This is a genomic window from Polynucleobacter sp. UB-Raua-W9 (assembly GCF_018687435.1).
Taxonomy (GTDB): Bacteria; Pseudomonadota; Gammaproteobacteria; order Burkholderiales; family Burkholderiaceae; genus Polynucleobacter.
In genome coordinates, this window is the sequence record NZ_CP061290.1 from 166,749 (window position 1) to 177,655 (window position 10,907).

General features: G+C 46.2%; 10 protein-coding genes. 8 read left to right on the forward strand and 2 right to left on the reverse strand.

The window, feature by feature from the left end:
• Nucleotides 1–8: 8 nt before the first annotated feature.
• The 4 genes from ftsA to lpxC all read left to right on the forward strand — a co-directional run bounded on the left by ftsA (nt 9) and on the right by lpxC (nt 4,205).
• Complete coding sequence (gene ftsA, locus AOC07_RS00920; RefSeq protein ID WP_215293541.1) at nt 9–1,238, forward strand: cell division protein FtsA; 1,230 nt, start codon at nt 9–11, stop codon at nt 1,236–1,238.
• Nucleotides 1,239–1,286: 48 nt separating this feature from the next.
• A complete protein-coding gene (ftsZ, locus tag AOC07_RS00925) occupies nt 1,287–2,630 on the forward strand; it encodes a cell division protein FtsZ (protein ID WP_215293542.1) in 1,344 nt (447 codons plus the stop codon).
• A 111-nt stretch (nt 2,631–2,741) separates the two neighbouring features.
• Complete coding sequence (locus AOC07_RS00930) at nt 2,742–3,242, forward strand: peroxiredoxin (RefSeq protein WP_215357771.1); 501 nt, start codon at nt 2,742–2,744, stop codon at nt 3,240–3,242.
• Nucleotides 3,243–3,290: 48 nt separating this feature from the next.
• Entirely contained in the window at nt 3,291–4,205 is a 915-nt protein-coding gene (gene lpxC / locus AOC07_RS00935) for a UDP-3-O-acyl-N-acetylglucosamine deacetylase (RefSeq protein WP_215293544.1), read from the forward strand.
• A gap of 23 nt (nt 4,206–4,228) precedes the next feature.
• Here lpxC and AOC07_RS00940 read toward each other — a convergent pair whose 3' ends face one another.
• Nucleotides 4,229–4,759, reverse strand: coding sequence for a hypothetical protein (locus AOC07_RS00940; protein ID WP_251369655.1), 531 nt, complete (start codon nt 4,757–4,759; stop codon nt 4,229–4,231).
• Between the two features lie 24 nt (nt 4,760–4,783).
• Between AOC07_RS00940 and secA the strand changes: the two genes are divergently transcribed.
• The 4 genes from secA (at nt 4,784) to AOC07_RS00960 (ending at nt 10,150) form a co-directional block, all read left to right on the forward strand.
• The gene (secA, locus tag AOC07_RS00945; protein ID WP_215357772.1) at nt 4,784–7,549 is read left to right on the forward strand and encodes a preprotein translocase subunit SecA; all 2,766 of its coding nucleotides are present in this window, start codon (nt 4,784–4,786) and stop codon (nt 7,547–7,549) included.
• Between the two features lie 62 nt (nt 7,550–7,611).
• Nucleotides 7,612–8,847, forward strand: coding sequence for a bifunctional glutamate N-acetyltransferase/amino-acid acetyltransferase ArgJ (argJ, locus tag AOC07_RS00950; protein WP_215293546.1), 1,236 nt, complete (start codon nt 7,612–7,614; stop codon nt 8,845–8,847).
• A 14-nt stretch (nt 8,848–8,861) separates the two neighbouring features.
• A complete protein-coding gene (locus AOC07_RS00955; RefSeq protein ID WP_215357773.1) occupies nt 8,862–9,719 on the forward strand; it encodes an ATP-binding protein in 858 nt (285 codons plus the stop codon).
• A 14-nt stretch (nt 9,720–9,733) separates the two neighbouring features.
• The gene (locus AOC07_RS00960) at nt 9,734–10,150 is read left to right on the forward strand and encodes an NUDIX domain-containing protein (RefSeq protein ID WP_215357774.1); all 417 of its coding nucleotides are present in this window, start codon (nt 9,734–9,736) and stop codon (nt 10,148–10,150) included.
• Here the strand turns inward: AOC07_RS00960 and zapD are convergent.
• Nucleotides 10,147–10,899 (reverse strand): cell division protein ZapD, encoded by a 753-nt coding sequence (zapD, locus tag AOC07_RS00965; protein WP_215357776.1) that lies wholly within the window; start codon nt 10,897–10,899, stop codon nt 10,147–10,149. The genes AOC07_RS00960 and zapD overlap by 4 nt on opposite strands.
• Between the last annotated feature and the right edge of the window lie 8 nt (nt 10,900–10,907).

A 10,907-nucleotide genomic window follows, 5' to 3' on the forward strand; every position in this document is an offset into this window, starting at 1 on the left:
GAATGTGAATGAGTAAAGATAATCGCGACCTACTGGTAGGTTTAGACATTGGCACATCCAAGGTAGTAGCCTTGGTTGCAGAGCTAGGTCCTGACGGGCAATTCAATGTGGTTGGCGTTGGCCAAACGGCATCTAAGGGGCTAAAGAAGGGTGTCGTCGTTAACATTGAGGCAACTGTCCAGTCAATTCAAAAGGCTTTGGAAGAGGCTGAAGTGATGGCTGACCGTCAGATTGTTCAGGTTTTTACAGGGATTGCTGGAAATCACATTGTGAGTTTCAACTCGAGCGGTATGGTTGCCATCCGCGATAAAGAGGTGAGCGCTGGTGACGTTGAGCGTGTGCTGGAGACTGCTAAAGCGATCAATATTCCAACAGACCAACAAATTTTGCACATTCTTATTCAAGAATTCATCATCGATGGCCAGGAAGATGTGCGTGAGCCTATTGGAATGAGTGGTTTGCGCTTGGAGGTAAAGGTTCACATTGTGACTGGTGCCGTAAGTGCGGCGCAAAATATTGTGAAGTGTGTGCGCCGTTGCGGTCTCGAGGTGAATGACTTAATTCTGCAACCTTTAGCATCAAGTTTAGCTGTACTTACTGATGATGAAAAAGAGCTCGGGGTTGTCTTGGTCGATATTGGTGGAGGCACTACAGATATTGCTATCTATTGCCAAGGATCGATTCGCCATACAGCAGTGATTCCAATTGCGGGCGACCAAATTACTAACGATATTGCAATGGCATTGCGAACGCCAACCATTGATGCCGAAGATTTAAAGATTGCTCATGGAATTGCGCGTCAAGAAATGGCCGATCCAACCGCCATGATAGACGTCCCTGGCATGGGTGATCGTGACCCACGTCCAATGTCTAAGCAGGCTTTAGCTGCGGTGATCGAGCCCAGGGTTGAGGAACTCTTTACTTTAGTTAGAGGGGTTGTGCGTGATTCTGGCTATGAAGATATGGTTTCTTCTGGAATTGTTCTGACTGGTGGCACAGCCTTAATGCCAGGGATGGTTGAGTTAGCCGAGCAGGTTTTCTTAAGGCCGGCCCGAATTGGCACTCCAGAATATCGTGGCCACTTACATGAAGTATTGCGTAGCCCCAGGTATGCAACCAGCATTGGTTTACTTATGGAAGGTCAAGCACAGTTCTTGCGTGGTCGTCGTGTTTCTCAATCAGGCGCGTTGCAAGGAGTCATGTCGCGCATGAAGGAATGGTTTGCAGGAAATTTTTGAGTTTTTTCGTCGTCGTCAATGTAGTAAGTAATTTACCTAGGAGGGTATATGGAATTTGAAATGTTAGATCAAGAAACAGCTGGCAAGACCATTATTAAAGTGGTTGGAGTCGGTGGCGCTGGCGGTAATGCTGTCCAGCATATGATCCGTCGTGGCGTTAACGGTGTAGAGTTCATTTGCATGAACACCGATGCTGGCGCTTTACAGCGCTCTGAGGCATCTGTGAATTTGCAACTGGGTTCTAGCGGATTAGGTGCTGGTGCCAAACCAGAAATCGGCGCAGCCTCTGCTGAGCAAGCGCGTGCACGCATTGCAGATACATTACAAGGTGCGCATATGGTATTCATCACTGCGGGTATGGGTGGTGGTACTGGCACGGGGGCAGCCCCCATCATTGCTCAAGTAGCAAAAGAAATGGGCATTTTGACCGTAGGCGTCATTAGCAAGCCATTTGATTTTGAAGGTGTGAAGCGTTTGAAAGTGGCCGAGAATGGAGCGGCCGAACTCGAGTCCTACGTAGATTCATTGATTGTGGTTCTCAATGAAAAACTCTTTGAGGTGATGGGTGAGGATGCCGAGTTTGATAAGGCTTTTGCTTGTGCAGATGATGTATTGCATAACGCAGTCTCTGGTATTGCAGAAATTATCAATGTTCAAGGTTTGATCAACGTTGACTTTGAGGATGTAAAGACCGTTATGGGTGAGCAAGGTAAAGCCATGATGGGAACGGCCACTGTTTCCGGCATGGATCGCGCACGTTTAGCTGCTGAAGCTGCAGTTGCATCTCCGCTGCTAGAGGGCGTTGATTTATCAGGAGCACGTGGCGTGTTGGTAAATATTACTGCTAGCCGCTCCTTAAAGTTATCTGAAACACGTGAAGTAATGGCTGCGATCCGTGGCTATGCTGCTGATGATGCAACCGTGATCTTCGGTACCGTGTATGACGAGAGCTTAGGTGATGCGTTGCGTGTAACTGTGGTTGCTACTGGCTTGAATAATCCTCTAGCCCGTAAAGCAAATCAGCCGGAAGTGGTTTGGAGACAGGCTACTGGTACTAGTGATGCAATGCCAACCATGGCAGATCTCAATACTTTTGCCCCTGCTAGCGCATCTGCTGCCATGAGCAAAGTAGGCCTGGATTCTGCTCTCAGCACTAGTTCAGGTATGGCCTTGACTGGATCTGGCAGTACTCCATCGATTGCAGCTCAACCAGCAGCTAGCAGCAGTGTTGATTACAGCCAATATGATTTGCCACGGGTATTTCGTAGCTCCCGTGAGGCGACTCCTGCACCTACTTTAGGTGCAGATAGCTCTCCTCAGGCTAAATCCATGTTGGATAAAGGGGCTGATTACTATGAAATTCCAGCCTTTTTACGTAAGCAAGCAGACTAAGTAAAGCTCAATACAATAGGTAATTGCAAAATGCCAGCGCGGCGCCCCTCCGGACGACGAATCCCGCGCTTGCGTTGGCATGCTTACTAACAATTACTTATTGGAGATGTCATGATTTCTGTAGGACAAAAATTACCTAACGCTACTCTTTATGAATTTTTTGATGAAGAGAGCGAAGGCTGCTCCTTGGGGCCAAATGCCTTTGAAGTTGAGAAACTTGTAGCTGGCAAAAAAATTGTTATCTTTGCATTGCCTGGTGCATTTACGCCAACTTGTTCTGCAAAGCACGTGCCAGGATATGTTGAGCACTACGATGCAATTAAAGCAAAAGGCATTGATGAAATTTGGTGTATATCCGTAAATGATCCATTTGTAATGGGTGCTTGGGGACGCGATCAAAAAGTTGGGAAAAAGATTCGTATGATGGGTGATGGTAGTGCAGAATTTACCAAGAAGATGGGAATAGAGTTGGATCTAACTGCTCGTGGTTTTGGTGTGCGCTCAGACCGCTATGCCATGATTGTTGAGGATGGTGTAGTGAAATCTTTGGATCGCGAGGCTCCTGGTAAATTTGAGGTGAGTGACGCGGCCTCAATTCTGAAAAAACTGTAATTTGAGTTAATCAAGCAACGAATACCCCCTGAATTTAGAGATATCACCATGATGAAACAAAGAACCATTGCCACTCCAGTGAAAACTGTTGGCATTGGGTTGCATTCTGGTCGTAAGGTGACGATTTCTATTAAGCCGGCGCCAGTAAATTCAGGGGTTCAGTTTGTGCGAGTTGATACGCCAGAGCAGTCTGTTGTTCCTGCAACTGCTTTGGCTGTATGTGATACCAGGCTTGCATCCGTTATCCAAAAGGACGGCGTGCGAGTTTCCACGGTTGAGCATTTACTATCGGCTTGCGCAGGCTTGGGTTTAGATAACCTATTAATAGAGCTTGATGGCGAAGAAGTGCCCATCATGGATGGTAGCGCTGCCTCTTTTTTATTTTTAATTGAATCTGCTGGGATTATCGAACAAGCTGCGCCACGTCAGTTTGTTGTGATTAAGAAGGTAGTTGAAGTGCGTGAGGGCGATAAGCTCGCACGCTTAGAACCTTTCTTCGGGTTCAAGTTAGATTTTACAATCGACTTTAAACATCCTGCGGTTGATAAGACTGGACAACGTTTCATTGTGGATTTTGCAGAGCATGCTTACCGCAGCGAAATTGGTCGCGCGCGTACCTTTGGTTTTGCGCATGAAGTAGAGGCTTTGCGTGAAATGGGCCTAGCTCGTGGCGGTAGTTTAGATAATGCAATTGTTTTGGATGAGCACCGCATCTTGAATAATGAAGAGTTGCGCTACGAAGATGAGTTTGTGCGCCACAAAATTTTGGATGCCATCGGTGATTTATATTTAGTGGGTCATCCTATTGTGGGTGCATATGTGGCTGAAAAATCTGGCCACGCTCTTAATAACGCACTTTTACGCAAACTACTGGAAGACCCAAGTGCTTATGCAATAGAATCTTTTGCAGAAACTAAAGCCCCTGGGGCTTATTCTCAAGAAAGCCAACCCCTCTTTTTCTAGGGCGGCATAAAAAATCCAGCAGCTTATTTGGTTTTATTTTGCAGGAGGCGTTCAACCGCCTTACGCAGTTCAGAGTCTGGCGGAAGTTTTTCTGAGAGGTCTTGCCAAGACTTTTGTGCCACTGCATTTAAACCTTTAGGAGCTGCATTTTTGGGATTTTGTCTTGGTTTAACTTCCCAGTCGGGGCTGGCAGGTTTAACTTTGACTTTAATCACCTTGCAATGAAGCCCAATATTTCCTAACTCATTGATTAAACTAGGTAAAGTTTGCTGTAAGCGGGTAGCAATACTGGCGCTACTGACTAGTAAAAAAAGCTCATCTTGGGCTCCCGAGCGCCATCCCGCCTCAATTTTTGGACTCAAGTGACCTAAATCCAGGCATTCCAAGGCCGTATGGAGCTTCGCCTTTATTTTGGCCAGATCTTCTGTCTTGGCCAAAATGCCCCCAAGACCATTTGACTCCCGCAGGTATTCAAGCCAGTCATGGGCTGTTTGATTGCGAGAAGGTTTGCGGGCAAAGTTCATAAAAAATGGGGTTGCGGGTGATAAACTCAAGGACTTCATTTTCTTCAATATCCCATGGTAATCGGTCTTCTTAAAACCCTGGTCGGCAGTCGTAACGACCGCCTCTTAAAACAGTATCGCAAAGTCGTTGCCAAGGTTGGCGCCTTTGAGGCCAGCCTGCAATCTTTGGATGATGCCGCTCTTGCTGCCAAAACGGCTGAGTTTAAATCTCGCCTTGCTGCAGGGGAGTCTCTGGAGGATATGGCTGCAGAAGCATTTGCCGTAGTCCGGGAAGCTAGCGTTCGAGTGATGAAGATGCGTCACTTTGATGCGCAGATCATGGGCGGCTTGGCTTTACATCAAGGAAAGATTGCCGAGATGGGAACTGGTGAAGGAAAAACCTTAACAGCAACCTTGCCAGTCTATTTAAATGCCTTGACTGGTAAAGGCGTTCATGTCGTTACAGTAAATGATTATTTGGCTCAGCGCGATGCTGAGTGGATGTCAACCTTATATAACTTCTTAGGTATGCAAGTCGGCGTGAATCTATCTCAGATGGATCACAAGACAAAACAAGAGGCTTATGCTGCAGATATTACTTACGGCACTAATAATGAGTTTGGTTTTGATTATCTGCGTGACAACATGGTCCAAGACTTGGATCAACGTGTGCAACGCGGCTTAGCCTATGCGATTGTTGATGAGGTCGACTCAATTCTGATTGATGAGGCGCGCACACCACTGATTATTTCTGGTCAAGCTGAGGATCACACTGATCTGTATATCAAAATCAATGCACTCCCGTCTTACTTAGAGCGTCAAATCGGTGAAGAAAAAACGGATGGTACTGGCGTTGAGAAGCCTGGCGATTATTGGGTGGATGAAAAGTCGCAACAGGTTTATTTAACGGAGCAGGGTCACGACAAAGCCGAGGAAATCCTGGTGCAGTTGGGTGCCTTAAATGATGGCGCTTCTTTGTATGCTCCACAAAATATTACTTTGATGCATCACGTTTATGCGGCATTACGTGCGCATTGTCTCTATAACCGTGACCAGCACTACGTTGTGCAAAATAAAGAAGTCATCATTGTTGATGAATTCACGGGACGATTAATGCAAGGTCGTCGCTGGTCTGATGGCTTGCATCAAGCAGTAGAGGCTAAAGAAGGTGTGCCGATTCAGAATGAGAATCAAACTCTAGCCACAATTACTTTCCAAAACTACTTCCGCATGTATGGCAAATTGTCTGGCATGACAGGTACCGCTGATACTGAAGCATATGAGTTCAAGGAAATCTACAACCTTGAAACGGTGGTGATGCCTCCCAACAGAATTAGCCAGCGCAAAGATCGTCAAGATCAAATCTTTAAGTCATCTCGCGAGCGTTATGACGCCGTTGTTAAAGATATTGAAGATTGTTACGAGCGCGGTCAGCCAGTTCTGGTAGGCACTACCTCAATTGAAAACTCTGAGTTGATTGCTGGTTTATTGGATAAGCGCAAATTACCTCACCAAGTACTTAATGCAAAACAGCATGCACGTGAGGCTGAAATTATTGCGCAAGCCGGTCGTCCAAAAATGATCACCATTGCCACCAATATGGCTGGCCGTGGAACAGACATTGTGCTTGGCGGTAATGTAGCCAAACAATCCGCCTTGATTGAGGCGGACTTCGCGCTTTCTGATGCAGAAAAATCCAGCAAGATTAGAGCGTTGCAAGACGAATGGCAAGGTCTTCATGACCATGTTTTAGCTGCGGGTGGTTTGCACATTATTGGTACCGAGCGTCATGAGAGTCGCCGTATTGATAACCAGTTAAGAGGCCGCTCAGGCCGTCAGGGTGATCCAGGTTCATCTCGTTTCTATCTTTCTTTAGATGATTCACTCTTGCGTATTTTTGCTGGCGATCGTTTGCGCGCCGTCATGGAGCGCTTAAAGATGCCTGATGGCGAGCCAATTGAGGCTGGTATGGTGACTCGATCGATTGAGTCGGCTCAGCGTAAGGTTGAAGGCCGTAACTTTGATATTCGTAAACAGTTATTGGAGTATGACGACGTTGCCAACGATCAACGTAAGGAAACATATCGCTTAAGAAATGAAGTTCTTGAAAGCAAAGATATTGGCGATTTAATTGCCAATTTACGTGAAGATGTTTTGCGTTCTGTTTGTTCTCTTTATGTTCCTCTTGAGTCCATGGAAGAGCAATGGGACTTGGCTGGACTCGAGAATGTCTTGGCAAGTGACTGGGGTTTGACTGTCGATTTGCGTGCTTGGGTTGAAGGTGCCGAGACGGTTGACGATACAGAGATTGTTGATCGAGTACTGCAAGCAGCTAAAGATGCTTACGATGCTAAGGTGGGGCTATCAGGCCGCGAGTCTTTTGCAGGATTTGAGCGTTCTGTTCTGCTTTACAGCCTTGATACCCATTGGCGTGAGCATTTGGCAGCCTTAGATCATTTACGTCAAGGTATTCATCTACGTGGCTATGCCCAAAAAGATCCAAAGCAAGAGTACCGCCGTGAAGCTTTTGAGTTGTATGGCGAGTTGCTGAGCATTATTAAGAATGATGTTGTGAAAAGCATCATGACTGTCAAGATCAGAAGCGCTAGCGAGTTGGACGAAGCAGCTGAATCCATGAATGATGACTTGGCTAAATTGGCGGATGTCCAATATCAACATGCGGATCCTGATAAAGAGGTGGCTGGCTCAACAGGTGATCGTGGCGCTCCGATTGAGGTTATTCCAGCGCCGATGCGAACTGGTCCTAAGGTTGGTCGCAATGATCCTTGCACCTGTGGCAGCGGTAAAAAATATAAAAATTGCTGCGGCGCCTTAAGTTAGTAGTTATTTAAAGGGGGCGCGAGTGAGCAACCCCTTAAACCCTCATCTACAATTGTCAAACTATGACAGTTAATCTACCTCTCCCCCAGAAAGCAGATCTTAAGCCGGTTAAAGGTTTTGAGATGGGCATCGCTGAAGCTGGCATCAAGAAAAAAAATCGCAAAGATTTATTGGTCATGACATTGGCTCCTGGATCTCAGGTTGCCGGCGTATTTACTTTAAATCGCTTTTGCGCTGCACCTGTTCAGGTTTGTCGTGAGCATTTGGCGCAAGAGGGTCGCAATGGAGAAATTCGGGCTTTAGTTGTTAATACTGGCAATGCCAATGCTGGTACCGGTGAACCAGGCATGAAGCATGCCTTAGAGACATGTGCTGCATTAGCGAAAGAACTCAAGATTCATCCAGAACAAATTCTGCCGTTTTCAACTGGGGTAATTTTGGAGCCATTGCCGGTAGAAAAAATTATTACTGCTTTACCTAAGGCGGTCTCCAATTTAGGAGGGGATAACTGGTTTGATGCTGCAGAAGCAATCATGACCACCGATACCCAGCCTAAGGCAACTTCAATCACAGTACCAACGCCAGCGGGACCAGTTGTGATTACTGGTATCTGTAAAGGCGCAGGCATGATTCATCCAAATATGGCAACCATGTTGGGTTTCATTGCCACTGATGCTGGTTTTGCTCCAGGCTTATTGGGCAATCTCACTCGTGAGATTGCTGACCTGTCTTTTAATGCAATCACGATTGATGGCGATACCTCAACCAATGATTCTTTCATCATCATGGCGACTGGCCAGTCTGCAGTGCAGATCAAGTCGGCAGCTGAGCCCAATTACGTATTGGTGCGCGATGCTTTAATTGCGCTTGCCAGAAAGTTAGCGCAAATGATTGTGCGTGATGGTGAAGGCGCTACCAAGTTTATGACCATTGAAGTTGTTGGCGGTAAGACTCAGGAAGAGTGCCGTTTAGTTGCTAAGGCCGTCGCTCACTCACCTTTAGTGAAAACCGCTTTCTTTGCTAGCGATCCAAACTTGGGCCGTATTTTGGCAGCGATTGGTTATGCAGGCATTGCGGATTTAGACGTAGGTCGTGTGCAGATGTGGCTTGGAGATGTTTGGGTTGCTAAGGATGGGGGTCGAAATCCCAGCTATCAAGAGGCCGATGGTCAGAGAGTGATGCAGGCTTCAGAAATTACTGTCAAGATTGATTTGGGCCGTGGTAATGCAGTTCAAACTATGTGGACTTGCGATCTATCCCATGATTACGTTTCAATTAATGCGGACTATCGCTCATAAAGGTTTTTGGATAGATGAATGAAAAATTAGACCGACTCTTAAGTCATCTTGAAACCTTTTTACCGAAGCCTTTAAGTGATGAGCAGTGGAAATCGTCGACTGCATTTAGATGGCGCCGCCGCGATAGTATTTTTGGCAGCATTGGCTTCTTGCAGCCTGTGAAGCATGTCTCAGACATTACCTTCGAAGATCTAAAGAATATTGACCGTCAACGCGATGCCATCCGGGACAACACCCAAAATTTCATCCAAAAAAAACCAGCAAATAATATTTTGCTGACTGGTGCTAGGGGAACTGGTAAATCATCATTGATCAAGGCTAGCCTTCACGAGTTTGCCAGTAAAGGCCTGCGTTTGGTGGAGGTTGAAAAAGAGCATTTGGCTGACTTGGCAGATATCACTGACCTTTTGGCCGAGCGTCCTGAGCGTTTCATCATCTTTTGCGATGATCTTTCTTTTGAGGATGGGGAATCTGGCTATAAAGCCATGAAATCCGCCCTAGACGGTTCAGTTTCTGCTCAGGTAGATAATATTTTGATTTATGCCACCTCAAATCGACGTCATTTATTACCTGAGTACATGAAAGATAACGAAGGTTATGTTCATGGTGATGATGGGGAAATTCATCCGGGCGAAGTGGTGGAGGAAAAAATTTCCTTATCTGAGCGCTTTGGGTTGTGGCTTTCGTTTTATCCACCCAAGCAAGATGAGTACCTGGCTATCGTTGCACATTGGTTAAACCATTTTGGTTTAAGTACGGTGCAAATTGAAGCTGCTCGTGCAGAGGCATTAGTTTGGGCGCTAGAGCGTGGTTCACGTTCCGGCCGGGTTGCTTGGCAATTTGCAAAGCATTGGGCGGGCACTCATGCCTAATCTGATTTATTTCTATGAATGAAATAAATCGCCCTGTCACTGTTGTTGCTGCGGGAATATTGATTGATTCTGAGAATCGCTATCTTTTAGGTCAAAGACCCGCAGGAAAACCATATGCTGGCTACTGGGAAGTGCCGGGTGGAAAAGTCGAAAAAGGTGAAACTGTTTTTCAGGCCCTGAGACGTGAGCTACAGGAAGAGCTGGGTATTGATATTGAGGCTAGCGAAGAATTAACTATTCTAGAGCACGACTATCCGCATGCTTATGTTCGCTTATATGTCAGCATCATCCGCAATTGGATAGGCACTCCAATGGGGTGCGAGGGACAAGCCTTATCTTGGGAGTTCATTGGTGCTGAGGCACCGAGTGTTGAGCCTCTGCTGCCGGCTGCTTGGCCAATGCTGGAGTGCCTTAGAAGGTCTTTGGCTTAGAGCTGACAGAGTGTCAGTTTAAATGGCACATCCGCATTAACAGCTTGCGCTTTTTTATCCCGATCAGCCTTTAAGAAGCGTACTGAAAGCAGATATTTATTGGCGCTGATTTCTGAGAAGAAGGTGTCATCTTCTAATGTAATTCGCATTAATTGGTATACCTTGCCGGAGGGCGCTTGCTGAAATGAACCATTGTGAGCAAGCACATCTTTTGCTTCGCCAGATTGACGCAATAGACGCAAAAATAATTGGCATGCCTCTTGCCATGGCAAAAGCGGGTTTACGTAATTTTCTAAAAGTTTGCGCCGCTCAATTGAGGGACTATTTTTCCAAGCGTGATAACTAGGTAAATCAATTGGACTAGTTCCACCAGGAATATTGAGGCGTGTGCGAATCGCATTTAACCATTCACTCTCGGCAATAGCGGAGTTAGGTCTACCGGTGGAGTGATTAATTCCGCTAGCAACAGAGTCAATTTCAGTAAGAGTTTGGGATAGCGCTTCTTGATCTACTTTTTGTGATGATTTGAGATCATTGAGAGCATATTTTTGGCGCTCGAATTCTTTGAGCAATAGTGATTTGATGTCACCCCTGGCGCCAATGTCTCCTAGATCAAACAAAATAGAGATTGCATTATGGTGAAGCTCTGGATCGTCTGAGCGAAGAAAGTGATTGAAGCGGGCGAACAAATACTCCAGTCGAAGCATGCTTCGAACTAATTCGTTAAATGGGTATTCGTAGACAATCACAAGCCCAT